The organism is Synechococcus sp. MU1642 (assembly GCF_020514115.1).
Taxonomy (GTDB): domain Bacteria; phylum Cyanobacteriota; class Cyanobacteriia; order PCC-6307; family Cyanobiaceae; genus Parasynechococcus.
Window position 1 is genome coordinate 20,545 of record NZ_VTKZ01000007.1, and the last position, 22,985, is coordinate 43,529.

General features: G+C 61.3%; 27 protein-coding genes and 1 tRNA gene. 9 read left to right on the top strand and 19 right to left on the bottom strand.

Translation table 11 applies throughout. The features are described 5' to 3' along the window. Positions 1-450: 450 nt before the first annotated feature. Together FZZ85_RS08050 and FZZ85_RS08055 are read right to left on the bottom strand one after the other, a co-directional pair. Complete coding sequence (locus FZZ85_RS08050; protein ID WP_226413947.1) at positions 451-816, bottom strand: hypothetical protein; 366 nt, start codon at positions 814-816, stop codon at positions 451-453. Positions 817-963: 147 nt separating this feature from the next. Further along, positions 964-1,037: transfer RNA gene (locus tag FZZ85_RS08055), tRNA-Arg, on the bottom strand. A gap of 89 nt (positions 1,038-1,126) precedes the next feature. Here FZZ85_RS08055 and FZZ85_RS08060 point away from each other — a divergent pair. Beyond that, on the top strand, positions 1,127-1,837 hold the full coding sequence (locus FZZ85_RS08060; RefSeq protein ID WP_226413949.1) for a helix-turn-helix domain-containing protein: 711 nt from the start codon (positions 1,127-1,129) through the stop codon (positions 1,835-1,837). 19 nt (positions 1,838-1,856) lie between these two features. Here FZZ85_RS08060 and FZZ85_RS08065 read toward each other — a convergent pair whose 3' ends face one another. Both FZZ85_RS08065 and rsmI read right to left on the bottom strand, forming a co-directional pair. Then, a complete protein-coding gene (locus FZZ85_RS08065) occupies positions 1,857-2,093 on the bottom strand; it encodes a hypothetical protein (RefSeq protein ID WP_226413951.1) in 237 nt (78 codons plus the stop codon). Between the two features lie 19 nt (positions 2,094-2,112). Next, a complete protein-coding gene (rsmI, locus tag FZZ85_RS08070) occupies positions 2,113-2,970 on the bottom strand; it encodes a 16S rRNA (cytidine(1402)-2'-O)-methyltransferase (protein ID WP_226413953.1) in 858 nt (285 codons plus the stop codon). A gap of 26 nt (positions 2,971-2,996) precedes the next feature. On the opposite strand from rsmI, the gene FZZ85_RS08075 reads away from it, so the two are divergent. Further along, positions 2,997-3,914, top strand: a complete 918-nt coding sequence (locus FZZ85_RS08075; RefSeq protein ID WP_226414131.1) for a 3'(2'),5'-bisphosphate nucleotidase CysQ — start codon at positions 2,997-2,999, stop codon at positions 3,912-3,914. A 7-nt stretch (positions 3,915-3,921) separates the two neighbouring features. Here the strand turns inward: FZZ85_RS08075 and FZZ85_RS08080 are convergent, their stop codons facing one another. The 14 genes from FZZ85_RS08080 to sppA all read right to left on the bottom strand — a co-directional run bounded on the left by FZZ85_RS08080 (position 3,922) and on the right by sppA (position 15,309). Then, positions 3,922-6,087, bottom strand: a complete 2,166-nt coding sequence (locus tag FZZ85_RS08080; RefSeq protein ID WP_226413955.1) for a polyribonucleotide nucleotidyltransferase — start codon at positions 6,085-6,087, stop codon at positions 3,922-3,924. A gap of 106 nt (positions 6,088-6,193) precedes the next feature. Further along, the gene (rpsN, locus tag FZZ85_RS08085; RefSeq protein WP_011363576.1) at positions 6,194-6,496 is read right to left on the bottom strand and encodes a 30S ribosomal protein S14; all 303 of its coding nucleotides are present in this window, start codon (positions 6,494-6,496) and stop codon (positions 6,194-6,196) included. 57 nt (positions 6,497-6,553) lie between these two features. Then, entirely contained in the window at positions 6,554-7,636 is a 1,083-nt protein-coding gene (rseP, locus tag FZZ85_RS08090; RefSeq protein ID WP_226413957.1) for an RIP metalloprotease RseP, read from the bottom strand. Between the two features lie 24 nt (positions 7,637-7,660). After that, on the bottom strand, positions 7,661-8,938 hold the full coding sequence (gene serS / locus FZZ85_RS08095) for a serine--tRNA ligase (protein ID WP_226413959.1): 1,278 nt from the start codon (positions 8,936-8,938) through the stop codon (positions 7,661-7,663). Between the two features lie 42 nt (positions 8,939-8,980). Further along, positions 8,981-9,142: a hypothetical protein gene (locus FZZ85_RS08100; RefSeq protein ID WP_006852120.1), complete on the bottom strand. Its 162-nt coding sequence runs from the start codon at positions 9,140-9,142 to the stop codon at positions 8,981-8,983. Between the two features lie 78 nt (positions 9,143-9,220). Then, positions 9,221-10,711, bottom strand: a complete 1,491-nt coding sequence (locus FZZ85_RS08105) for an AAA family ATPase (protein ID WP_226413961.1) — start codon at positions 10,709-10,711, stop codon at positions 9,221-9,223. Beyond that, positions 10,708-11,244, bottom strand: coding sequence for a DUF177 domain-containing protein (locus tag FZZ85_RS08110; protein WP_226413963.1), 537 nt, complete (start codon positions 11,242-11,244; stop codon positions 10,708-10,710). Before FZZ85_RS08110 ends, FZZ85_RS08105 begins: the two co-directional genes overlap by 4 nt. Beyond that, positions 11,241-12,371, bottom strand: a complete 1,131-nt coding sequence (gene yidC, locus FZZ85_RS08115) for a membrane protein insertase YidC (protein WP_226413965.1) — start codon at positions 12,369-12,371, stop codon at positions 11,241-11,243. The genes FZZ85_RS08110 and yidC overlap by 4 nt, the downstream gene beginning before the upstream one ends. Positions 12,372-12,427: 56 nt before the next feature. Next, positions 12,428-12,835, bottom strand: a complete 408-nt coding sequence (locus tag FZZ85_RS08120) for a PH domain-containing protein (RefSeq protein WP_226413967.1) — start codon at positions 12,833-12,835, stop codon at positions 12,428-12,430. Further along, the gene (locus FZZ85_RS08125) at positions 12,832-13,218 is read right to left on the bottom strand and encodes a ribonuclease P protein component (RefSeq protein WP_226413969.1); all 387 of its coding nucleotides are present in this window, start codon (positions 13,216-13,218) and stop codon (positions 12,832-12,834) included. Before FZZ85_RS08125 ends, FZZ85_RS08120 begins: the two co-directional genes overlap by 4 nt. Positions 13,219-13,280: 62 nt before the next feature. Continuing rightward, positions 13,281-13,418 (bottom strand): 50S ribosomal protein L34, encoded by a 138-nt coding sequence (gene rpmH, locus FZZ85_RS08130; protein WP_226413971.1) that lies wholly within the window; start codon positions 13,416-13,418, stop codon positions 13,281-13,283. Between the two features lie 46 nt (positions 13,419-13,464). After that, positions 13,465-14,040: a DUF2808 domain-containing protein gene (locus tag FZZ85_RS08135; protein WP_226413973.1), complete on the bottom strand. Its 576-nt coding sequence runs from the start codon at positions 14,038-14,040 to the stop codon at positions 13,465-13,467. A gap of 76 nt (positions 14,041-14,116) precedes the next feature. Beyond that, positions 14,117-14,500 carry a chorismate mutase gene (gene aroH / locus FZZ85_RS08140; protein ID WP_226413975.1) on the bottom strand — a complete coding sequence of 128 codons (384 nt, stop codon included), beginning with the start codon at positions 14,498-14,500 and terminating at the stop codon, positions 14,117-14,119. Further along, the gene (gene sppA, locus FZZ85_RS08145; protein WP_226414133.1) at positions 14,497-15,309 is read right to left on the bottom strand and encodes a signal peptide peptidase SppA; all 813 of its coding nucleotides are present in this window, start codon (positions 15,307-15,309) and stop codon (positions 14,497-14,499) included. The genes aroH and sppA overlap by 4 nt, the downstream gene beginning before the upstream one ends. Positions 15,310-15,362: 53 nt before the next feature. Here sppA and FZZ85_RS08150 point away from each other — a divergent pair, with 53 nt between their 5' ends. Genes FZZ85_RS08150 through FZZ85_RS08160 form a run of 3 tightly spaced genes read left to right on the top strand, consistent with a single transcriptional unit; the run spans position 15,363 to position 19,214 of the window. Next, positions 15,363-16,304, top strand: a complete 942-nt coding sequence (locus FZZ85_RS08150) for a DMT family transporter (protein ID WP_226413977.1) — start codon at positions 15,363-15,365, stop codon at positions 16,302-16,304. After that, a complete protein-coding gene (locus FZZ85_RS08155) occupies positions 16,301-17,410 on the top strand; it encodes a glycosyltransferase (RefSeq protein WP_226413979.1) in 1,110 nt (369 codons plus the stop codon). The genes FZZ85_RS08150 and FZZ85_RS08155 overlap by 4 nt, the downstream gene beginning before the upstream one ends. Continuing rightward, positions 17,385-19,214: a glycosyltransferase family 39 protein gene (locus tag FZZ85_RS08160; protein ID WP_226413981.1), complete on the top strand. Its 1,830-nt coding sequence runs from the start codon at positions 17,385-17,387 to the stop codon at positions 19,212-19,214. The genes FZZ85_RS08155 and FZZ85_RS08160 overlap by 26 nt, the downstream gene beginning before the upstream one ends. An 11-nt stretch (positions 19,215-19,225) precedes the next feature. On the opposite strand, the gene FZZ85_RS08165 is transcribed toward FZZ85_RS08160, so the two are convergent. Continuing rightward, positions 19,226-19,747, bottom strand: a complete 522-nt coding sequence (locus FZZ85_RS08165; protein ID WP_226413983.1) for a DUF721 domain-containing protein — start codon at positions 19,745-19,747, stop codon at positions 19,226-19,228. Between the two features lie 64 nt (positions 19,748-19,811). On the opposite strand from FZZ85_RS08165, the gene FZZ85_RS08170 reads away from it, so the two are divergent. From FZZ85_RS08170 to FZZ85_RS08185, 4 genes are read left to right on the top strand one after another with little or no spacing between them, the layout of a single operon-like run. Further along, positions 19,812-20,585: a PspA/IM30 family protein gene (locus FZZ85_RS08170; protein WP_226413985.1), complete on the top strand. Its 774-nt coding sequence runs from the start codon at positions 19,812-19,814 to the stop codon at positions 20,583-20,585. Positions 20,586-20,641: 56 nt separating this feature from the next. After that, a complete protein-coding gene (gene trxA, locus FZZ85_RS08175; protein WP_226413987.1) occupies positions 20,642-20,968 on the top strand; it encodes a thioredoxin in 327 nt (108 codons plus the stop codon). Continuing rightward, positions 20,955-22,145 carry an aminotransferase class I/II-fold pyridoxal phosphate-dependent enzyme gene (locus FZZ85_RS08180; RefSeq protein WP_226413989.1) on the top strand — a complete coding sequence of 397 codons (1,191 nt, stop codon included), beginning with the start codon at positions 20,955-20,957 and terminating at the stop codon, positions 22,143-22,145. The genes trxA and FZZ85_RS08180 overlap by 14 nt, the downstream gene beginning before the upstream one ends. Then, the gene (locus FZZ85_RS08185) at positions 22,138-22,920 is read left to right on the top strand and encodes a biotin--[acetyl-CoA-carboxylase] ligase (RefSeq protein WP_370631164.1); all 783 of its coding nucleotides are present in this window, start codon (positions 22,138-22,140) and stop codon (positions 22,918-22,920) included. Before FZZ85_RS08180 ends, FZZ85_RS08185 begins: the two co-directional genes overlap by 8 nt. The last annotated feature ends 65 nt before the right edge of the window (positions 22,921-22,985 follow it).

Genomic DNA, 22,985 nt, shown 5'->3' on the forward strand with positions numbered 1-22,985 from the left:
TAATGAAATCGAGTTCATCCAAAATTAACTAAAGAATGTGAGGTAATTGGTTAACTTGAGTAAAATATGGGCCATAAGCAAGAAAGCGTACTGTATCAAGCAATTTCTTGGAATCTTCGGCTAAGTCGACCCTAAGGCTTCATAAGCGAGAATAATTTGTGCTGGATGCCACATCAATTGAAAATATTTATCACGCCCAATATGAATACCTTCGGTCAAGATTCCTAAGTCGTCCTTGGACGGGATCGACGGGCCAATGTACTCTTCTTTTTCGCTGGGCTAGCGAAAGAGGAGATGGCCCCTTGGCTACTTCGAAAAGTATCTTTTGAATCGATCTACACATACTTGTGTTGAGTGGATCTATAACTAATTACCCGTCCAAGGTCAGTGAAAGCCCCGACTACTTCGGGGCTTTTGCGTGCTGAGTCATCGATCAAATGAGGAGCTTGTTCAGCATTTGCGTCTGTTGATGCCGTAACCGCGGTGGGAGTTGTATCCGGTGCCGGTCATGTGATCGAGCTGGCGGATGGCGCTCACCACGGCGCCCGGGTTCTTCTGCTGCATCGCCTGTCCAGCCGCGGCCATCAACGTTTGGATCGACCAGGACAGCAGCTCCTGCCGGTCGATGCCGCTCTCATCGATGTCGTCCTTGATCTGCGCCCATGCCTTCTTCAGAAGCCGGTAGCTCTGCGCTCTGGAGACCCCCCACGCTTGTCTCGCAAAAGTGAGACAAGCGGTATTGGGCTGCCCCGCCAAGATCATTCCCTGGAGTTGGTCGACTCGCTCGGCGGACTCTGCTGAGGTGGCTCTTGCCATGGCCCATCAACCAGTGAAAGCCGCTGGGGCATCCAGCTTCTGAAGCAACCCAACGATAGGGCGGTTTGGGCCACAGTTTGGGCCACAGAAAGTATCAACCAAGAAGCAAGGGGCTCAGCTTTCGCTGAAACCCCTTGCTTCAACTGACGCCCCCTGATGGATTCGAACCATCGACCGACTGCTTAGAAGGCAGTTGCTCTATCCAGCTGAGCTAAGGGAGCAAGCGACCACATTTTGGCAGGCTGCTTTAGGGCAGGCTGGATATGGAAGCCTTGTGCCGCCTAAGGTGATGGGCTATTGATCGGCATCCATGGCCCCGCGTCGTCTCAGCGACAGCGAGAAGCAGGATCTGGTCGGTCGTTACAAGGCCGGCGAGTCAACTGTTGCTTTGGCTGAGGCCTTTGGGTGCAGTCCCAACACCGTCAGCCGCACGGTGAAAGCACTGCTGCCCGCTGATGCCTACGCCGCACTGAAGGCCAGCCGGCAAAAAGGGTCTCTCGCCTCTCCCCCGGTAGCCGTCACTCCGACTGAAGAACCTCAGGCTGACTCTCTTAAGGACGACGACAGCAGTTTGGCCCTCGATGACGCGGATGACTTCGGCGAGGACCCTGATGAGGAGCTGGCTGACGACGATGACAACGCTGGCGCTGAAACGTTCACGGAGCTTGTTCCCCTTCTAGGCGTAGGAGACCTCAGTGATCGCCCTCTGAATCAAGCCCAACCGTTCAGTGTCGACCTGCTTCCCGACAGCGCTTACATGCTGGTCGACAAGGTGGTCGAGCTGGATGCCCGCCCCCTCAAGGAGTTCCCCGAGTTGGGCCTCCTCGACGATGCCGAGCAGGAACGACAAGGGTTGTACCTGTTTGTCAGCCCCCGCGCGGCTAAGCGCCAGTGCGGGCGCAGTCAACGGGTGATCAAGGTTCCCGACATGGCTGTTTTTCAGCGCACTAGCAGTTTCCTGCTGGCCCGGGGCATCACTCGCTTGGTGTTGGATGGAACCTTGATTGCGTTGGATTCCTGATCACCGGAGCTGATCGTTCTTACTCGAAGCGATCGCGTTGATCGGGAAGCAACACGGCCGTAGCGGTTCCGCCACTGATCACGCCGATAACCAGAGCAATTCCTACGAGAAAACCCGTGGGGAGAGGCACCGACCGCTGTCCCCCGAGCTGGAGCGTGTGGCGATCCTGAAGGTTCTGCGCTCCGAGGCAGAGCAGCAGCATCAGCAGCAAGCCACCGCCAAAGCTGATCAGCAGAAGACGAAGGCGAATCAACATGGCACAACCATCGACGGGCTCAGTTTGACGTGGCCTGGTGCAAGAGGGCATACAGCCGTCGTCTGGACAGCCCTGTGGTTTGGGCCAATTGCCGTGCAGCGTCGCTGGCGCTTGCACCTTCGTCCTGCAACCCCTGCAGCTGCCTGAGCAGGTCATCGTCGTTGGGTTCTTCCGATTTCTCCAGCGGTGCTCCCCCCAGCACAACCGTGCATTCCCCTTGGGGGGGATGCTGTTGAAAGTGCAGCAAGGCACTGTCCACCGTCTGCCCCACCTGTTCTTCGTGGCGTTTGGTGAGTTCCCGTGCTACCTGCAGGGGACGGTCTCCTCCGCAATGGTGGTGAAGTTCCTCGAGCAGAGTGATCAGGCGGTGTGGCGCTTCGTATAAAACGGTGGTGCGGGGTTCTTGGCTGATGGCGTCCAGGCGTGCCCGCCGTTCCTTGCCTTTGGTCGGTAGGAATCCTTCGAAGCAGAAGCGTCCACTGGGTAAGCCGCTGCTCACCAGAGCTGTGGTAGCGGCGCAGGGACCAGGGATGCAGATCACGGGATGCCCGGCTTGGTGCGCGGCGGCCACCAGCTCTTCACCGGGGTCGCTGATGCCCGGCAGCCCGGCATCACTGATCACCGCCAGGCTTAGCCCATTCCCCAGCAGATCCAGCAGTTGGGGTAAGCGTGTGCGGGTGTTGTGCTGATGAAAGGACAGCTTGCGGCCGCCTGCTCCAAGACTGCTAAGCAGCTGTCCGCTGTGGCGGGTGTCTTCGCAGGCGATTACATCCACGCTGCGGAGCAAATCGCGGGCTCGTGGCGACAGGTCTCCCAGGTGACCAATGGGAGTGCCCACCAGATAAAGGCTGCCGCCGCTTGGTTCATCCCGCTGCATCACAATGGCGAGCGCCTCTGTTGATCATGATGCCCAGCTCTGCTGTTCTCCACGCTGGCGTGAACCAGGAGGCTCTGCTGACGGAACTGCGTCGCCTGGGTTGGGGAGCCGCCGATATCTTGCGGGCCTATGCCCGCGGCGAGCAGCCCCCGCATGGTTTTCCCAAGGCATTGAGTGTCGATGGAGGCGGAGAGGGCCCCGTTTCTGCGGCTGATCTGGCAGTTAACACGTGGTTGATGGACGGGCTTTCCGCCGCGTTCCCCAAGGCCGACTGGACGTTGCTCAGTGAGGAGACCGCGAAGGAGCAGCTCACAGAGGGCCAACCGCTGCCGGCGGAGTGGCTCTGGATTCTCGATCCCCTTGATGGCACCAAGGATTTCCTGGAGGGCACAGGCGAATACGCCGTGCATCTGGCCCTTGTGCGCGACAAGCGGCCGGTGATCGGTGTTGTGCTCCTGCCGGAAGCCGATGAGCTTTGGATCGGCATAGTTGGTGAGGGTGCCTGGTGTGAAGACCGTCAGGGTGAGCGGTCGCCGGTTCGCTTCAGCGACAGAACCGAGGTTGCAGATCTGATCCTGGTGGCCAGCCGCAGCCACCGTGACGACCGTTTGGTTGAGCTGATTGAGGCCCTTAATCTCGGCGGTTCGAAAGCAGTGGGCAGCGTTGGCTTCAAGGTGGCCACGATTCTTAGAGGCGAAACCGACCTCTACGTTTCCCTCTCCGGTAAGAGTGCTCCTAAGGATTGGGACATGGCTGCTCCGGAGGCTGTGCTGCTGGCGGCCGGCGGTCGCTTCACCCATGCCGATCAGGCCGATCTCACTTACAACACCGGCGATGTGCGTCAGGCCGGCTGTTTGATCGCCAGCCATGGAAAAGCCCACGCCGAGCTCGGAGAGCGTGCGACGCGGGCCATGGCCGAGATCGATCCCGGCTTTCAGGTCTGAGGCCTGATCAGCTCAGAGGTGCAACCGGGGTGGGCTGAGGCTCCACCTCGGAGGCCTCGCCGGCCTGGGGCACGCCCCGCAGGGTGAGGTTGATGCGGCCGCGGTTGTCGATTTCGCGCACCCGCACGGTCACCTCGTCGCCCACCTTCACCACGTCTTCGACCTTCTCGACGCGAGCTTCCGAGAGCTGCGAGATGTGGATCATGCCTTCCTTACCAGGAAGGATCTCCACGAAGGCGCCTATTGGGATGATCCGCGTGATCGAACCGGAGAACACCTCGCCTTCATTGACCTTGCGGGTCAGGCCTTCGATGATCTTCTGGGCTTCTTCAGCCGCAGCACCATCGTGGGAGGCGATGGTCACGATGCCGCCGTCCTCGATGTCGATCTTGGTGTTGGTGCGCTCGGTGATGCCCTTGATTGTGCGTCCACCGGGGCCGATCACGGTGCCGATCAGCTCAGGATCAATCCGGAAACTGAGCAGACGTGGGGCATGGGGAGACAGGTTGTCCCGAGGGGTGTCGATCGCCTCGAGCATCTTCTCGAGGATGTGGAGCCGCGCCGGACGCGCTTGGTTCACGGCTTCCGCCACCGTCTTCACCGAGAGGCCGGTGATCTTCATGTCCATCTGCAGGGCGGTGATGCCCTTTTCGCTGCCGGCCACCTTGAAGTCCATGTCGCCGAGGAAGTCCTCGATGCCCTGGATGTCGGTGAGGATCCGCACCTCATCGCCTTCTTTGATCAGACCCATGGCAGCGCCACTCACCGGGGCCTTCAGCGGCACACCGGCATCCATCAGCGACAGGGTGCTGCCGCAGACGGAACCCATGGAGGTGGAGCCATTGGAGCTGAGTACTTCGCTCACCACACGCACCACGTAAGGGAAGGTGTCCTTTTCGGGAAGCACGGGAAGAATGGCGCGCTCGGCCAGGGCGCCATGGCCGATTTCACGTCGACCGGGGGAGCGCATCGGGCGGGTTTCACCGACGGAGTAGGGCGGGAAGTTGTAGTGGTGCAGGTACAGCTTTTCGGTGTTGGGATGGAGATCGTCCATCTCCTGGGCATCGCTGGGGGTGCCCAGCGTTGCGGTGGAGAGCACCTGGGTGAGTCCGCGCTGGAACAGACCGGAACCATGCACCCGGCGCGGCAGGACGCCGGCCATGGCGCTGATCTGGCGCACCTCGTCGAGGCCGCGTCCATCCACACGCTTGCCGTCCTTGAGGATCTGCTGACGCATCAGTTTCTTGGTCAGCGCCTTGAAGCTGTTGCCGAGCAACTTCGGGCTGCTGGCCAGGGCTTGGCGAACGGCATGGTCTTCCTTGAGACCTGCGATGGTCTCGGACACTTCGCCCTTCACTGTTTCCAGGGCTGTATCCCGCTCGTCCTTGCTCTGATCAAACTTGCTGAGGACAGCGCTGATGGCTTTGTTGCACTGCTTCTCGAGATAGGCAGGAACTGTGCTGTCTTCTTCCGGCTTCTCCGGCTTCACCTGGGTGATGCCCAGATCCTTGAGCAGCTGTTCCTGAGCCTTGATCAGTTCGCAGATCGCTTCGTAGCCGAAATCGATCGCCTCGATCACGTCCTGCTCGGGCAGCTGGTTGGCGCCGGCCTCGACCATCACCACGCCGTCGGGGGTACCGGCGACTACCAGGTCCAGATCACCCCGTTCGATCTCTCGGTAACTCGGGTTGAGGACGAAGTCATCCCCCAGCAGACCCACCCGCACGGCTGCCATCGGGCCGTTGAAGGGGATGCCCGCAAGCAGCGTGGCTACCGATGCGCCCGTCACCGCCAGAACATCGGCGGGGACCCGCTCATCGAGGGACAGGCAGGTGGCTACCACCTGTAGGTCGTCGCGCAGCCAGCTTGGGAACAGCGGCCGCATGGGGCGGTCGATCAGTCGTGCAGTAAGCGTGGCGCGTTCGGGTGGGCGGCTCTCACGACGCATGTAGCTGCCGGGAATGCGGCCAGCTGCATAAAGCCGCTCCTCGTAGTCGCAGATCAGCGGCAGGAAATCAATGCCTTCTCGACCGCCCGAACGGGTTGCGGTCACAAGCACGGAGGTGTCGCCACACTCCACCAAGACGGATCCTCCCGCCTGTGGGGCGAAGCGCCCGGTGGTCAGTCGAATCTCGCGTCCGTCAAAGGAGATCGACTGGGTTTGTCCTTGCACGACGTCTTATGTCCTTTTGTCAATCCCAAGTCTGACATTTCATGGCTGCTCTTCACAAGAAAGGGGAGGACAAGCCTCCCCTCACGACGCTCTGGCGACTCGTTGATCACCAGCTGGACTTGACCACGCCTGGCAGTTCTCCCTTGTGGGCGCGCTCACGCAGCTGGTTACGGCAGAGACCGAAATCGCGATATACGCCGCGGGGCTTGCCGGTGGCCCAGCAACGGTTGCGCACGCGGATGCGTGCGCTGTTGCGAGGCAGAGCCTGAATCTTGCGATGGATCTCCAAGCGATCCATCGGATCTTCGGCTGCGTTGAAGGCTGCCATCAGTGCTGCGCGCTTGGCCGCATAGCGCTCAACCGTTTTCTTGCGCTTCACATCGCGAGCGATCATCGACTTCTTGGCCATGCAGCTGAGGGCAGCGAGTGAACGAATCGTCAACGATACATGGGCGGCTTCGCCCCATTAGCGACCCATCAATTGCTGGACCACCGGCAGCTGACTGGTATCACGCACGATCAGCACAAGGGTGAGCCCCACCAGGAGAAGAAAACCGGATTGCACGAAGGCCATTTGGATCCGCTCCGACACGGGACGACCACGAACGGACTGAATCGCAAGCATCATCATCTGCCAGCCGTCGAGCAGCGGTAGCGGCAGCGAATTGAGCACCGCCAGATTGATTGAGATCAGGGCTGAGAAGAGCACCAACCCTGATCCCCCCTGCTGGCTGAGCTGAGCGCCCATCTCAACGATCTTCACTGGGCCACTCACCTGCCCCGCCGTGGCTCGGAAGTTGGTCAGGAGGCCGGCGTAGCCCTGCACGGTTTGCTGCAGCATTTGGCTGAATTGCGAGCCGGTGGTGAGCACCAGTTCACCGGGGTTCCGCACGGATCGCATCTCCCCACTGATATTGGCCTGGAGTTGGGCGCCGATTTTCCCTGTGCCCTGTTGATCGTCGGGGATAAGTTCAACGGTAGACGTCTCGTCTCCCCGCCTTCGCTCCAAACGGATGGATTGCTCGGGTGCTGCTTTCACATCCCGCACCATTGCCTCAACGCCCCGTTGTCCTGCGGGAAGGGGTTGGGCATTCATGCTGAGGATCTGGTCACCGGCAAGGAGCCCGGAGCGGGCGGCAGCACCACCCTGTTGCACCTGAACCACCAGGACCCCCGGATCCGGCGCGGCGGGGACGCCGACAAACGCTGCCTGAGCGAAGAGCACCACCAGTGCTAAGGCCAGGTTGGCCAACACCCCTGCAGCAACCACCAAGGCTTGCTGGGGGATGGGCCGGTTGCGCAGCAGATCCGGATCATCAGCAGGGATCGTGCTCTCCTCGTCGTCGTCGGGGAAGGCGACGAAACCACCAAGGGGAAGCAGCCGCAGGGCGTAGGTCACCCCACGACGTTGTCTCTTGATCAGGGCCGGGCCAAAACCAATGGAAAAGCCGCTGACGCGGATGCCCTGGAGCGTTGCAGCGAGGAAATGGCCGGCCTCATGCACCACGATCAGCAGGGCTAGGACCAGAAGGGCTGCCAATACGTTCATATACCCGTCAGGAATCCAGTCGGATCATTCTGGCTGGAGTCGCTCGCGGCCGACGTAGGGCACCAGAGATTTGGGCAGCAGGACGCTGCCGTCGGGCTGTTGTCCGTTCTCCAACAGGGCCGCCATGGTTCTGCCAACGGCTAGGCCACTGCCATTCAGGGTGTGAACCAATTTCGTGGCCTTGCCTGCTTTGGTGCGGATGGAGGACCGTCGCGCCTGAAAATCGCCACAGATGCTGCAACTGGAGATTTCCCGGTAGGCCCCCGCCCCCGGCAGCCAGACCTCGAGGTCGTAGGTCCTGCGGGCGGAGAAGCCGAGGTCGGCGGTGCAAAGGTCCAAGACCCGATAGGGCAGCTCCAGCGCCTGAAGCACAGCTTCTGCATCGGCCGTTATCTGTTGGTGTGCCTCTTCGGAGTGATCGGGGTGCACAAACCAGTACAGCTCCACCTTGTTGAACTGGTGCAGGCGAATCAGGCCACGGGTGTCGCGGCCGTAGCTACCGGCCTCACGGCGGAAGCAGGGGCTGTAAGCGGCGTAGCGCAGGGGCAGTTGATCTGCCGGGATGATTTCATCCCGGTGCAGGGAGGTCACCGGCACCTCAGCGGTTGGTGTCAGCCAGAGGTCGTCCTCCGCGCAACGGAAGCTTTCCTCGGCGAACTTGGGCAGTTGTCCTGATCCGGTAAGGCTGGCGCTGTTCACCAGCACCGGGGGCAGCACTTCTCGGTAGCCCTTGCTCGTGTGGAGGTCGAGCATGAAATTGATCAGGCCACGCTCCAGCCGTGCCCCCTGCCCCATCAGCGTGACGAAACGGCTCTGCGCGATGCGGACGGAGCGTTCGGTATCGAACAGCTGCAGCCGTTCCGCGATTTGCCAGTGCTCGTCGAGGTTGTCGTCAACACGGGGGGTTCCCCAGCGGCGCACTTCAATGTTGTCGTCTTCACTGCGCCCATCAGGGCAGGCCTCTGATGGGAGGTTGGGGAATCCCAGCAGTTGCTGCTTGAGCTCACTCGAGAGCTTCTTTTCATCCTCCTCCAGCACCGCCACCTTCTGCTTGATGGCATTGCCCTGTTGGCGGAGTTCGGCGACCTCGTCGCCATTGGGATCAGCGCCCGACTTGATGCGTTGGCCGACTTCCTTGCCGATCCGGTTGCCTTCTGCCTGCAGGTTGCTGCGTTGTTGCTCCAGATCGCGCTGCTGCTGGGCGATCAGCTGCAATTTGGTGAGATCAACAGCCTTCCCTCGCCGCCCTAGTTGCTGGGCGATCGTTTCGGGGTTGTCACGCACAAGGCGCTGATCGAGCACGGTTCCAGGAGCGTCAGCGCCGGCAGCCTATGGCAGTCCGTTTCAGAGCACCTGGCCGACCATCACCGCCGCAATGCCCGAGAACAGGGTGATGCCAAGGGCGGTGAGGGGGCTTTGTCCCTGGGCGACGGCCATTGTCGTGATCACGCCGGCACCAAGGCAGGCCACGCAGAGCTGAGTAGCGATGTCGTTGCGGCTCTCCACTTAGGTCCTGCAATTTTTCGGACCGTAGGGAGCGCGCTGGCTGCCGCCTTGCTCAAGGGTGACGTTCGTTACGCCCCGTCAGGCTTCGTTACTTGCAGCAACAGACGCGGGGCGGGCACGGCCGCCTGCAGCCCACTGCTTCAGCCGCTCGAGCTGTTCGCTGGCGGTGCGCGAGAGGGGGATGAGCTGGGATGCCGCTCCAATCAGATCCGGCTCCGTCAACTCACGGTTGTCGGCAAAGGCTAAGTGCATCGCCTCGATCACGGTCTGCTCCAGCTCGGCACCGGAGAAGCCCTCACTGCGGCTCACCACGGTGTCTAGGGGAAGCTTCAGCCCCGGGCGTCGCCGTTCCAGATGCAGCTCAAGAATGCTGTTGCGCTCAGAGCTGCTGGGCAGATCGAGCATGAAGATCTCATCGAAACGCCCCTTGCGCAGCAGCTCCGGTGGCAGCTTCTCGACACCGTTGGCGGTGGCGACGACGAACACCGGGGACTGTTTCTCGGCCATCCAGGTGAGCACGTTGGCCAGAACCCGCTGGGTGGTGCCGCCGTCACTTCGGCCATCCCCCCCGAAGCCCTTGTCGATCTCGTCGATCCAGAGCACGCAGGGCGCCATCGCTTCAGCCCGTTGGATCATCTCGCGGGTGCGTGCCTCGCTGGCTCCCACCAAGCCCGCGAACAGACGCCCCACATCTAGACGCAACAGGGGCATCGACCAACTGCAGGCGATGGCTTTGGCCGTGAGTGATTTCCCTGTGCCTTGAGGACCCACGAGCAGGACGCCACGGGGTAGTGGCAGTCCGAAACGCCGTGCATCTTCCGAGAAGGCCCGGTGTCGTTGGTTCAGCCAGGTCTTGAGACCGTCGAGGCCTCCGATGGCTTCGGTGCCCGCATCGCTGCGACAGAACTCCAGCACCTCACTTCGGGCAATCGTCTGGCGTTTTTCGTCCAGAACGTCCTGCAGATCTTCTGATCCCAACTGGCCGCGGCGGGCCAGGGCACGGGCCGCAACCTGGCGAACCCGCATCTCGCTGAGTCCGCTGCAGGCCTGAGCCAGCTCATCCAGGACGGAAGCTGGAAGCTCGCTGCCGCTGCTGGTGCTGATGCTGCTGATCAGGCGGCGCAGGTCGTTGTTGTCGGGCAGGGGGAGATCCAGCAGCGTGAGGCTCTCTTCCAGATCCCCTGGGGGTGTCCATTGCCCGCAGCACAGCACCAGCGTGTGCGGGGTGCTGCGCAGGGATGCCTCGAGATTGCGCAGCATCCGGGCCACACCGGGGTCATCGCAGAAACGATGAAAATCCTTGGCGAGCAGAAGGGTTGGGCTGCCCGCATCCCGTTGCTGGAGCCACTGGAGCATGGCCATCGGTTGACGGCTCCCCTGTCCATCGGCGTTCACTGGACCTCTAATGCCATCGATGAAATTCCAGCAGACCAGCTGGCGTGCAAGCCGTTGAGCGGCCTCTCCGAGCAGGTTTTCCACCCGGGCTTCCTCATTGCTGCGCACCCAGATCAGGGGTGTGCGCGCACGCACCAGAAGGTCGATCTGGTGTCCCCACGCGGCACTGCTCATGGCTGGTCGATCTGCTGCTGGAGCTGTTGCAGGGCCTGCCAGCGGGGATCCACGTCCTTTGGCTTGGTGGTTGGGGCCACGGACTGCTGCTCGAGGCCTGGTGGGCCTGGGCAGTGGTCACCGCAGTGGTTGACGACGGGCAACAGCAGGTTGAGCTGTTCGAATGCCCATTGCTGCGGGTCAAATTGACCACGTGGATCGAGAACATCCACCAGACCTTCCATCTCGGCGACCTCTCCGGAGAGCTCCAGCTCGTCGGCTGTCGGTTGCTCGTCTCCCAGCCAGATCAGTTCCGAGGGTGTGCAAATGAGCTTCTGATTGAACTGATTCAGGCAGCGATCGCAGCAGAGCGTCACGATTGTGTTGAGTTTGCCCTGAACCGCCAAGACGTTGCCGCGGTGCTCTGCGGAGACATGGCCTCGCACTGGTGTGAGCGAGGGGAGCTCATCGAGCTCACCCTCAATGTCCCAGACTTTCGCGGTGCCGAGGGCCCGGAGCTCCTGGAGGGGAACAGGCTCCAGTGACTCGATCACTTGCCCTTCGGTTCAAATGGCAGCCTTGAACCACCTGAGCTGGCGGAAACCGTCACCGTTTTCTGGGCCATTTGCTGGTCCAAAATTTTCTGGAGGTTGTCGGGCAGTGCCTCTTTGGTGAGGATGAAGGTCTGCAGACCTTGGAAAATGTTGGCGATCAGCATGTAAAGCAGAACGCCGGCGGGGAGGGGGAAGAACAAAAACATCCCCGTGATCATGACCGGAGTGATTTTGTTGGCCGTGGACTGCTGAGGGTTAGCGGGCATGCCCATGCCCGACAGCAGTTGTGAGATGAACAGGGTGACGCCGAAGCCGGCAACGAGAATGGCAATGTCCCAGTTGATGGCACCGTCGGCGTAGAAGCCCACCTGACCCAGGGCTTTGATGAAGAGGAAGCCGCTTCGGGCTGCCAGGCCCTGAATCTTGGCTTCAACAGTGGCCTCACCGGCGGCGAGGGCCGTGATCGTGCCCTCTTCACTGACGCTGACAATGTCATCGCCCTTGGTCACCGCCCAGGTTGGGGCAAAGCGTCCAGGGTTCTCAACATCCGTGAGCACGTCGCTGAAGGCGCGGCCGTCCTTCGTGTGAAGGTTCACTGTGGCGCTATCGCCGACGCCAATCTTGGTGCCCCGCGGCAGGCTGGCAATAACCGGTACGTGGTCGGTTTCAGCGATGAAGATGGAGTGGCTGGCGCTGTTGAACGGCTTAGGTTCAACGGCAGCGATCTGGTCAGCCGGCAACACCTTCATGTTCAAGGTGTAGGGGACGTCGGCGAACGGTGACCCCCGCAGAGTTGCAAACAGTGCAAAAAGGATCGGCATCTGCACCAGCAGCGGCAGGCATCCCGCCAAGGGGCTGCCGAATTCCTTCATCACATTGCCCAGCTCCTCCTGCTGTTTTTGAGGATTGTTGGCATACCGGCTTTTGATCTCAGCCTGGCGTTTCTGAATCACCGGTTGGGCAATGCGCATGCGCCGAGCGCTGCGAATTGATCCTGCGCTCAGGGGGTAGAGCGCGATCCGGATCACGAGGGTGAGGGCGACGATGGCCAGGCCATAGCTCGGAACCAACCCATAGAAGAAGTCCAGGATTGGAATCAGCAGGTTGTCGGAGATGTATCCGATCACGTTGAAGAAACGGGGGGGCAGGACGTTGTGAGGCCAGTGTGCATGAACAGCTGCACCTAGGCGGCGAAACCTTCAGTGGTTTTCTCTTGCGCTTTGGCCGCACGGCTGCTGATGCGTTCGAGGATGTAGGCCTCCACTTCCCGGAATCGCGGCATCGAGCGGAGTTCGAGCCTGGCGCCATCTTTGAGCACCAGCACCATGTCTCCCCAGGCACCGAAGCCGCGGGGCACGGTGCGCACTTCGCTGATCTGCGAGTACACCACCTGGGTTTTGTCTTTGCCCATCCAGCCCCCCGTCACCGAGATGCGCCGACTGGTAATGCGGAAGCGCAGCCAAAGGGCCCGCACAACGGCTCCAATGGTGAAGGGAAGGCCGATCAGCGTGAATCCGAGCAGGATGTTGAAGATCAGATCCCCTCGGGCTGGTCCACCCTCATATTGGACATCTTCCTGAATGCTGGTCATAGATCCAGTCCGGCTCTTCTCAGAAGACTGTCGCATTCTTCGAGCAACTGTGTGGGTTCGGCTTCCGCGGCTTCCGGGCGGAGACTGAGCAACAACCACTGGCCTGTCAGGTCGTTTCGCCGTTCAAAATGTCGACGCAGATGGTCATGCAGAAGCCGCCTGAGGCGGTTTCGCATGACCGCGCGCTTGCTCACCTTGTTGCTTATCACCAGAGCGCAGCGGCAGGTCTTCTCTTCGATCCTCCGCAACTCGCGGCGAAGCAGATTGGAGTCACCTGCAGCGACGCGTAGAACCATCAAGGTTCCGTCTTGGCGCTTGGAGGATCGGTGCAAACGGTTGAAGCATCGATGCCCGCGCAATCGCATGGTGGCGGGAAGGACCATCAACCAATCGTGTTTTGGAGAGGCTGAGTTTGGGATGAATCCTCTGGATTCATCCCAAATCATCAAGCGGCGAGGCGGGCACGACCGCGCTTGCGTCGCGTGCGAATCACGCGGCGGCCAGTGTTGGAGCGCATCCGTACACGGAAACCCGAAACGCGCTTCCTCTTGCGGTTTGTTCCCCCGAGGGTGCGCTTGGTCATGGACGTCTCCTGGCTACCGGCCGATCTGAGTCTGAGATTTTATCAGTCAGTCCACGTCGATCAGCCAGCTGCCGCGGTAGCCGGACATCGGCACATCACCAGGAGCCTGCACCAGGGCGTTGAACTGATACATGCGATTCCCCTGAGGATTGAACAACTTGATTTGGAGCGAATAGTCCCCGTCTGAAGGCAGCGGAGTGTCGGGGAACACAATGATTTCTGTTTGATCTTTGTTGACCTCGATGACTGCAGGGATGTCTTCGAGGCACTTGCTCCGGCTCGTCATGCTGCCGACGCTGGTGCGGCACAGGCGCATGCGGTGGGGTTTCAGCTTGGAGTCGAAGTAGTCCGGAACGGTAACGGTGAGTTTGAGGATCGCAGTCTTGCGGTCCTTTTTGCGCAGGGTGAGGTACCACTCCGAGCGGTCGTTTTCGATGTTGGAGGTCTGGTAGTAGTACAGCTTCCGGTAGTCACGATCGCTGTCCCAGCGGAATTCCATCAGCCCCGGTGTGCTTTGGGCGTGGGCGATCTGCTCGGGAGACCCGGTGAATGCTGAGCCAATCAGTAGAGCTGCAGCGGTGCCGGCTCCAGCAAGTAAGCGTCTGGTGGTGGAACGGGCCATTAGGAAAAATCTTGATGGTCGAATTCTCCTGAGTCCAACCACGGGGCGGTGATCTCAGGGGTCGGAGACTGATCTGTCAGTTGTGACCAGATCGGTCTGGCCTGAGCCGCTGCGCGTCGCCTTGATAAGGGTGCACCGGTTGCTGTTCCTGCGGGATCCAGGCGTGGGCCAGAACACGGATGCAGCGGGGGAGGTCTCCTTGAACCGCCATTTGTTGGCAGTCCAGCAGTGCCACCGTTTCCCAGCCGGGCCGCCGGCGTGCAACGGCTGCCGGGAAACAGGCGTCGAGATCGACGGTGACCGAGAAGGTCACCGAGACCAGCTTCTCGGGGGTCAGATCATTGTGATCGACAAGGGCATCCATCAAAGCGGTGACCGCCGCTTGGATGGCCTCCGTGGTGTTTTCCGTGCAGGTGGTGGCCCCGCGCAGGCCTCTCAGAACAAGGTGTGAGCTGGTCATGGGCGGTACAGCCAAAGCACCTGACCGCTCCCCATCAATTCAATCGAGAGGCGCTGCTGCAGTTGATGGAAGAGCTGGGATCCCGGCAGCAAGCCACTGAGCTTGCGGCGTTGCTTGCCCAAGGTGACGGGACGAATGTCGTCCGCGTCGAGATCGGCCAGCTGCGCCGCGAGGCGACGGGCATGCTCTTCGTCGCCGAGTTCATCCACCAAGCCCAGGGCCTGCGCCTGTTCTCCGCTGAACACCCGTCCATCGGCGAAGCGCTTTACCGTTTCTAGATCAAGGTTTCGCCCCTGAGCCACAACCCCAACGAACTGGCCGTAGCTGCTGTCGATCAGCTCCTGAAGCAGTGCCCGTTCGGCATCGCTCAGCGGACGATCCGGGGAAAGGATGTCCTTGAACGGACCGCTCTTGACCGTGTCGAAGCGAATCCCGATCTTTTCGAACACCTGCGAGAGGTCGTTGCCCCGCAGAATCACTCCGATGGAACCAGTAATCGTGCCCGGATTGGCGACGATTTTCTCCGCAGCAACGCCGATGTAGACGCCTCCGGACGCGGAGATGTTGCCGAAGCTGGCCACCACGCGACAGCCCTGTTCTCGCAGTCGCAGCAGGGCTGCGTGAATTTCCTGGCTGTCTCCAACCGTGCCGCCGGGGCTGTCAATTCGCAGCAGTAGCGCTGGAAATTCCCTTTGCTTAACCTCCAGCAGCGCCTTAAGTACACGCTTCCGCGTGGCGCCGGTGATGGGGCCATCAACAACGATGCGCGCCATCCGTCGTCGTGATTTTCGCCACAAGGGCCAGATCATGTTGCGCATCTGCATCGCTCTAGATCTTAAAAAGAGCACCCAAGCGCTCATTCATGCCGTCATTGCGACTCTGGTTCCTGATGGTGTTGCCCTTTGCGCTCTGGGGAACGGCGATGACCGCCATGGCGCCATTGCTTGCCAGCGCAGGGCCCTGGCTGGTTGCTGGCTTTCGCCTCGTGCCCGCCGGTTTGGCTCTTTTGCTCTGGGGCCGGTGGACCGGCCGTGGCCTGGCGATCGATTCCCGTGATCTGCTTTGGTTCCTCCTGTTCACCTTGGTGGATGCCACCTTGTTTCAAGGCCTTTTGGCGCGGGGGTTGGAGGGCACAGGAGCGGGTCTCGGTTCCGTCCTGATTGATTGCCAACCTCTGCTGGTGGCCCTGATGGCACGCGCTCTTTTCAGGGAGTCGATCAATCCCATCGGCTGGATGGGGCTGGCCATCGGTTTGGCGGGAATCGTCTGCATTGGCCTGCCCTCTGAGCTGTTGGGACATTGGTGGTTGCTGGCTGATCCGCCGGCGGTGCAGCAGTTGTTTCAGCCCGGTGAGGGCTGGATGTTGCTGGCGGCCGTCGCCATGGCGGCTGGGACGGTGTTGATCCGCTTTGCCTCACGCCACAGCGATCCGGTCACCGTCACGGCCTGGCACATGGTGCTGGGGGGACTTCCCCTATTCGTGCTTCATGCCCTCCAGCGCACAGATGCTGGTTTGGCCTGGACGGCAACGGAATGGGCGCGCATGGGGTACGCGAGCCTGCTCGGAAGCGCCTTGGCCTACGGATTGTTTTTTTGGTTCGCCAATCAGCGAGATCTCACCAGTTTCAGCAGCCTCGGATTTCTTACACCTGTGTTTGCGTTGGCTACCGGTGGGTGGTTGCTGGGAGAGCGCCTTGATCTGCTCCAGTGGATCGGTGTCGTGCTGGTGCTCGTGTCCGTGATCTTTGTAAGTCAACGCCGCCGGTTCTGGGAGCCGTTGCCGCTTACGGATCCCTCGTCATGACGGTGTCGCCGCTTCATCTTGTCATCGTCAACACCCCCATCGGGGCTCTCGGCAGTGGCGAGGGTGGTGGTGTGGAGCTCACCCTCCGATCCTTGGTGCAGGGGTTGGTTCGGCGGGGCCACAGGCTCACGGTTGTGGCCGCCAAGGGCTCCACGCTCCCTGCCGACTGCAGCGGAGTTGAACTGCTGGAGGTGGAGGGTGTGAACCAGCCCAGCTGGCAGCATGCCGCCGAGCATGCACCGGTCGAAATTCCCCGGAACGGTCTTCTGCCAGCTCTCTGGGAGGCCGCGCTCGATGTGGGGCAGTCTGCCGACGCTGTCATCAACGGCGGGTACGACTGGCTGCCGCTGTGGCTGACGCAACGGGTCACCGCCAGGCTCTTTCATCTCGTGAGCATGGGCGATGTGGCTGCGGTGATGCGCGATGTGATCGAAGCCGTCGCCTCCTGGGATTCACGTCGCCTTGCCTTTCACACCCACCGCCAGTCCGCTGATTTCCGGCTGCTCTCTCCCGCCAATGTTGTGGGTAATGGATTTGATCTCAGTAATTACAACTTTCAGCGCCAGAGCGATGGCCCCCTGGGTTGGGCAGGCCGTATCGCTCCGGAAAAGGGTCTGGAGGATGCTGCGGCTGCCGCGGCTGCCTTGGGCGAACAGCTTCTGGTTTGGGGGTTTCGTGAGGACGATGCCTATGCGCGTCAGGTGGAGTCGAGTGTTCCCAAGGGCACGATCGACTGGCGTGGATTTCGATCGACCCAGGAGCTGCAGCGGGAGATGGGCCACTGCCGCGTTCTGATCAACACACCGAAATGGAACGAGGCCTACGGCAATGTTGTAGTTGAGGCCCTTGCCTGTGGTGTTCCGGTTGTTGCCTATGACCGTGGTGGACCGGGGGAGCTGATCTGTTCGGGTCGCACAGGCTGGTTAGTGCCGCCTGACGATGTCGCCGCCCTCACGGAAGCTTTGCGGCGCATCGGCAGTATTGAGCGCTCCCATTGCCGCAGCTGGGCTGAGGAGCATGCCTCGTGTGAGGTCTTCAGTCAGCGTGTTGAATCTTGGGTTCGAACAGGACTGATGGCGGATGTCAGCATCAACCCCAGAAGCTGAGAGTCCCTTGTCGGTCAATGTTTCAGGACGACAGCGACGCCAGGTTCTGGCGCTTGTGCTGGCCCTGGGACTCGTCATCACGTTCTGGCGGCTGGGATCCACCGGCGTGGTGGATGAAACTCCGCCGTTGTTTGCCGCAGCCGGGCGGGCCATGGCTGACACCGGCGACTGGCTGACGCCTCGGGTGAATGGCTTACCCCGTTACGACAAACCGCCCCTGGTGTACTGGCTCATGGGGTTCGGCTATGCCTTGCCCGGACGCGAGGTTTGGGATCCTCTCGGCAGTTGGTCGGCACGGCTTCCTTCCGCCCTGGCCACGGTCGGACTGATGCTCGGCCTCGCCGATACCTTGCTGCGCTGGCCTTTCTCCGGTGATGAGCGTCCGCGTTTGACGGCCCTGATCGCACCGCTGGCATTTGCCTTCTCGCCCTTGGTGCTGGTCTGGAGCCGCACCGCGGTGAGTGATGCCCTGCTGTGTGGCCTGCTGGGTCTCAGCCTGTTGCTGCAGTGGCGGCGTTTTGCCGCCCCCCAAGAGGTGGCCTGGTGGCCGGCCTGGGTGATTCTCGGATTCGCAATGCTTGCCAAGGGGCCGGTTGCTGTGGTGCTCTCAGGTCTCGCTCTGCTGATGTTCGGAGCGTTGCGACGGGATCTCGTTCAGCCCTGGCGGAGGCTGCGCCCGCTGCCCGGGTTGCTGCTCACCGCTCTGATCAGCCTTCCCTGGTACGCCCTGGAGTTGCTGGTGGAAGGAAAGCCCTTCTGGGACAGCTTTTTTGGCTACCACAACCTTCAACGCTTCACCTCCGTGGTGAACGATCACCTCCAGCCTTGGTGGTTTTTCGGACCGGTGATGCTCGTGGCTGCCCTGCCCTTCACTCCCTATCTGCTGTTTGGGTTGGCGCGGGTGCCCCGATCGCGGATCGCTCCTGAGCATTCGCTGCATCAATTCGCAGCTTGCTGGCTTTTTGCGGTGCTGCTGCTGTTCACCACCGCAGCCACAAAGCTCCCCAGTTATTGGTTGCCCGCCACCCCCGCGGCGGCTCTGTTGGTGGCCCAGGCCACGCTGGGCTCATCGCGCTGGCAACGGATGGCGTGGGGAACTTCCCTGGCGCTGATCGCCGTCCTGGCCGCTGGGTTTTGGCTGGGATCGCTCTGGGTTCCCCTGATCGACGATCCGGAGATGCCGACGCTGTCGGTGGATTTGCTAGCCAGTGGTCTGTTGAAGTGGGCTGCGGTGTGGTTCAGCGCTGCCGCAGCGCTTGGAGCCTTTCTGTTGCTTCAGCGTCGTACTGCGGCTCAGGCCTTGCTGGCAATGCAGGGCTGTCTGCTCGGATTTCATCTCTTAGCTCTGATCCCTATCGCCGAGCTCGCCGATCGTCTGCGTCAGCAACCGGTCCGCGACGCGGCTTCACTGATGTTGTCGCAACAGCGAAGGGGAGAGCCCATGGTCATGGTTGGCGCCATGAAGCCTTCGCTGCACTTCTACACAGATCAAGTGATCGTCTACGAAGGCCAATCCGATGGGGCGTTGGTCAACATTGCGGATCGCCTGGCCCATGAACAGCGAGGCGGCTGGAGTGGATACCCCCTCGGGAGCCTGGCTGCATCCAGCACCGTGTTGGTTCTGATCGATCGCGGCACGGCAGAACGTGACCATTGGATCGACCTGCAGCCTGAGCTGATTGGTCAGATCGGGATTTACGACGTGTGGCGTCTGGACCGCAGTCGCCTTGAAGAACGGGCACAAACTCTGAAGAACGCCGGCGTCGATGCCGACTGGCGGGAGCCGCGCCCGGAGAGGTATTGAGGCTTTGAGCTTTAAGACGTTGACAAGGTCTGGCGATGGCAAAAACCGCAGTGCCCCCAGAGCTTGATTTCTCCGTTGGGGGCTGGTCGGCTGCAGTCCGGGCACGTCCCCATTCCATGGACATCGGTGCGGCTCGGATGCTCGGCCCAGATGCTGGCTTCGCTATCCAGCACAGGCGATTGAAGGGGATGGTGTTGCTGGATACGCAGATCACGCACCGCATGGCCTGCTTGATGCAAGGCGCTGATGAGCTGGGGCCGGTTGTAGAGGAGAGCCTGGCGCCATTGGGGATGGCTGGCCCCCACGGTCAGCACCCCGCGTTGTAGCGATAAGGGGCGGCAGTGCGGTGCCAGTTGCGCTCCCGCAACTCTCGGCCAGTCCTGCCAGAGCGCTGCCAGATGGTCATCCTTGCGCCACTCCCTCTGAAGAGCGCCCAGGCAGGTTTTCAAGGGTTCCGCCGGCGCTGGTGCAGCTGATTGGAGCAGCTCCAAGCCCAGTAAGCGCCGCCGTTGGGATTCAGGTGCAACCGCCATCGTCAAATAGTAGGCAGAACCATTGCAGGAACCTCGCTAATCTCAGCGCGTCTAGGGCCAAGTCATGGGTTTCTTTGATCGGCTGAGCAGGCTGGTTCGTGCCAACGCCAACGCTGCCGTCAGCAGCATGGAGGACCCCGCCAAGATCCTCGACCAATCCGTCGCCGATATGCAGGCGGATCTGGTCAAGTTGCGTCAGGCCGTCGCCCTGGCGATCGCTAGTCAGAAGCGTCTGAGCAGCCAGGCTGAACAGGCTGCAGCTCAATCCAAGACCTGGTTCGAGCGTGCCGAGCTGGCTCTGAAAAAGGGTGAGGAATCGCTGGCTCGGGAAGCTTTGACCCGGCGCAAGACGTTCCAGGAGACGGCGACCTCGCTGACAGCCCAGGTTCAGGCCCAAGACGGCCAGGTGGAATCGCTCAAGAAGAGTCTGGTTGCCCTCGAAGGAAAGATCGCCGAGGCCAAGACCAAAAAGGACATGCTCAAGGCCCGGGCACAGGCAGCCAAGGCCCAGCAGCAGTTGCAAAGCGCCGTCGGCAGCATCGGCACCGATTCCGCCATGGCGGCCTTCGAGCGGATGGAGGAAAAGGTGGAGGCCCTGGAGGCCACCGGCCAGGCCGCATCTGAGCTGGCTGGATCTGATCTGGAGAGTCAGTTCGCGGCTTTGGAAAGCGGTGGCGGCGTTGACGATGATCTCGAGGCGTTGCGCGCTCAGCTGAAGGGAGGCCCGGAAGCCGTTGCGCTCCCCGCGTCCGAGGGAGCCGAGGCAGTGAAGCCCGTGCAGGTTGAAGAGGTGGATGCCGAACTCGAAGACTTGAAGCGATCCATCGACAAGCTCTGATCAACCCGGGAAAGTCGTCCGGCTTTCCATAGGATCAGTTAAGTCATTTGAGTGCCTTGGCTGGAGCTGTTGCCGATTTCACCGATGCTGGTTTTGAACGTGAAGTCCTCAAGGCTTCCGGCACGGTCCTGGTCGATTTCTGGGCTGCCTGGTGCGGCCCCTGCCGACTAATTGCTCCATTAATGGATTGGGTCGCGAGCGACTACGGGGATCGCGTCAGCGTCGGCAAGCTCGAGGTGGACGCCAATCCCCAGACCCGTGACGCTTATCAGGTTCAGGGCATACCCACGTTGATCATCTTCCGCAACGGTGAAGTGGTGGCGAGGCATGAAGGTGCCATCGCTAAACCGCAGCTGCAGTCCTTCTTGGATGCCAACCTCTAAGCGACTTGCCTCGCTGGGCAGTGCTGTTTTTGCCCGTGTTGATGCTGCAAAGCACGCTTATCGGCTCGAGGCGTCTTCTTCGGTACGTTCGGGTCTGGTGGATCTCTCCATCGGATCGTCTGATCTTCGGCCACCCACGGCGTTGTTGGACACCATGGCCTCAGCGGTCATGCTGTCCAACAGCAGTTCCTATTGCCTTCAAGCCGGACTAAGGCCTTTCCACGCCGCCGTAGCGGACTGGTGTCGGCATCGCTTCGACGTTGCGGTGGATCCTGATCATGAAGTCCAGTTGTTGGTGGGATCCCAGGAAGGAACCGCCCATCTGCCGCTGGCGGTGCTTGATCCCGGTGACGCTGCCCTGCATCTGGACCCCTGTTATCCGTCCCACACCGGTGGGTTGCACCTGGCGGGAGCTCGGACCAAGGCCTTGGCCCTCTCCCCTGAAAACGACTGGCGGCCGGATCTGTCGACCATCAGCCCCGAGCTTTGGGAGCAACTGAAGCTGTTCGTTTTTGGGTATCCCCACAACCCTTCAGCCCGAGTGGGGGATCAGGAGGATCTCAATCGCATCACGACGATCGCGGCTCTGCACGATGTGGTGATCGCTCACGACAATCCCTATGTGGATCTCGCCCTGGATGGAGAGCCTCCCTCGCTTTTGCAGACTCCGAACTGGAGGGAGTGCGGTATCGAATTCTTCTCCCTCTCGAAGGGCTGGTGCCTTGGGGGGTTCAGGCTCGGTTTCGCCGTTGGTGCAGCACCGCTGATTGAGGCACTGCGTCGCACCAAGGCCGTCATCGATTTCAACCAGAGCCTTGCCCTGCAGCAGGGTGCGATCCAGGCCTTGCAACGCTTCCCCGATTGGCCGCGGCAACTGCATCCGACATATCGCGAACGACGGGATCGTGTGGTCGAAACCCTCAGGGCACGCGGTTGGTCAGTTCCCTGTCCAGAGATGGCGATGTACCTCTGGTTCCCTTTGCCTGATGTGGCCAAGCGTCGGGGTTGGAGTGATGAAGATGCCGCGAGGGAACTGCTTCAGCGCAGTGGTGTCGCCTTGACCCCTGGGTCTGGGTTTGGTGGCGGCGGTCGCATGTGGCTGCGCATGGCGCTGGTGCGGCCGGTGAGTGAGTTGGTGGACGCTGCATCGCGTCTCGCGGATGCGATGGATGACTGATCCACGCATGCCGCGACATCGATACCCACACCATGGTGGTGGCCGGTTGATGGCGACGTATCGCCGCCTCGCAGGTGCCTCGGCACGCCACTGGACCATCCGGCACGTGCCTGTGTGCAGCAGCACGGAGGAGCTGCTGGGGACCTGGTTGCGCGATCAGCCCTCGTTGATGGGGCCTCGCGCCGTCATTGCTACCCACCAGCGACGGGGAGTCGGTCAATGGAGGCGTGCCTGGGTTTCTCCGCCAGGTGGTGTCTGGATCAGTGCTGCATTGCCCTGGCGGAGCCATGGGTCCGGTCAGGCCGGCTTGCTTGGGTTGGCGCTGGCCCTCTCCGTGGTGCAACGGCTTGAGCAGAGGGGCCTTACGGTTCAGATCAAATGGCCCAATGACCTGCTCGTGAACGGTCGCAAATTGGCGGGCCTTCTGCCTGGGGTGGTGCAGCGGGGCTCCCAGATGCGTTTGCTGCGCATCGGCCTGGGCCTGAATGTGCGGAATTCAGTTCCTGGTCATGCCATTGCCCTGCGAAGGCTTGAAGGGCAGCAGGCTGCGGATCCGATCAGGTGGACGGCGGAGGTTTTGCTGGCCTTCGATCACTGTTACGGCGTCGGAGGCGATGGGGCCTGGTGCCTCGATGGCGTTCAGGCCCGGCTCTGGTCCGATCAGCTCGTCCATCCTGAAGATGGTCAGATCTGGAGGATTGCTGGCCTGGAACGCGATGGAGGACTTCGTTTGCGTCAGGGTTCAAGGACCGAAACCTGGCGCCGCTGGCCCTGAGTTGGTGTCCCATCCATAGGATTTTTTGGCACAGCCGTCTCCTCCGTTAGCGCAGGGTCACTGAA

Bases quoted from the DNA above. Each gene is read 5' to 3' on its own strand.
- FZZ85_RS08125 (WP_226413969.1), bottom strand. From the start codon at position 13,218: ATGGTCCTTCCCGCCACCATGCGATTGCGCGGGCATCGATGCTTCAAC.
- FZZ85_RS08165 (WP_226413983.1), bottom strand. From the start codon at position 19,747: ATGGCGGTTGCACCTGAATCCCAACGGCGGCGCTTACTGGGCTTGGAG.
- FZZ85_RS08160 (WP_226413981.1), top strand. From the start codon at position 17,385: ATGTCAGCATCAACCCCAGAAGCTGAGAGTCCCTTGTCGGTCAATGTT.
- FZZ85_RS08050 (WP_226413947.1), bottom strand. From the start codon at position 816: ATGGCAAGAGCCACCTCAGCAGAGTCCGCCGAGCGAGTCGACCAACTC.
- rpmH (WP_226413971.1), bottom strand. From the start codon at position 13,418: ATGACCAAGCGCACCCTCGGGGGAACAAACCGCAAGAGGAAGCGCGTT.
- FZZ85_RS08105 (WP_226413961.1), bottom strand. From the start codon at position 10,711: ATGAGCAGTGCCGCGTGGGGACACCAGATCGACCTTCTGGTGCGTGCG.
- rpsN (WP_011363576.1), bottom strand. From the start codon at position 6,496: ATGGCCAAGAAGTCGATGATCGCTCGCGATGTGAAGCGCAAGAAAACG.
- FZZ85_RS08155 (WP_226413979.1), top strand. From the start codon at position 16,301: ATGACGGTGTCGCCGCTTCATCTTGTCATCGTCAACACCCCCATCGGG.
- FZZ85_RS08185 (WP_370631164.1), top strand. From the start codon at position 22,138: ATGACTGATCCACGCATGCCGCGACATCGATACCCACACCATGGTGGT.
- FZZ85_RS08075 (WP_226414131.1), top strand. From the start codon at position 2,997: ATGATGCCCAGCTCTGCTGTTCTCCACGCTGGCGTGAACCAGGAGGCT.
- FZZ85_RS08150 (WP_226413977.1), top strand. From the start codon at position 15,363: ATGCCGTCATTGCGACTCTGGTTCCTGATGGTGTTGCCCTTTGCGCTC.
- FZZ85_RS08120 (WP_226413967.1), bottom strand. From the start codon at position 12,835: ATGACCAGCATTCAGGAAGATGTCCAATATGAGGGTGGACCAGCCCGA.
- rsmI (WP_226413953.1), bottom strand. From the start codon at position 2,970: ATGCAGCGGGATGAACCAAGCGGCGGCAGCCTTTATCTGGTGGGCACT.
- FZZ85_RS08065 (WP_226413951.1), bottom strand. From the start codon at position 2,093: ATGTTGATTCGCCTTCGTCTTCTGCTGATCAGCTTTGGCGGTGGCTTG.
- sppA (WP_226414133.1), bottom strand. From the start codon at position 15,309: ATGATCTGGCCCTTGTGGCGAAAATCACGACGACGGATGGCGCGCATC.
- aroH (WP_226413975.1), bottom strand. From the start codon at position 14,500: ATGACCAGCTCACACCTTGTTCTGAGAGGCCTGCGCGGGGCCACCACC.
- FZZ85_RS08135 (WP_226413973.1), bottom strand. From the start codon at position 14,040: ATGGCCCGTTCCACCACCAGACGCTTACTTGCTGGAGCCGGCACCGCT.
- FZZ85_RS08060 (WP_226413949.1), top strand. From the start codon at position 1,127: ATGGCCCCGCGTCGTCTCAGCGACAGCGAGAAGCAGGATCTGGTCGGT.
- FZZ85_RS08170 (WP_226413985.1), top strand. From the start codon at position 19,812: ATGGGTTTCTTTGATCGGCTGAGCAGGCTGGTTCGTGCCAACGCCAAC.
- rseP (WP_226413957.1), bottom strand. From the start codon at position 7,636: ATGAACGTATTGGCAGCCCTTCTGGTCCTAGCCCTGCTGATCGTGGTG.
- FZZ85_RS08180 (WP_226413989.1), top strand. From the start codon at position 20,955: ATGCCAACCTCTAAGCGACTTGCCTCGCTGGGCAGTGCTGTTTTTGCC.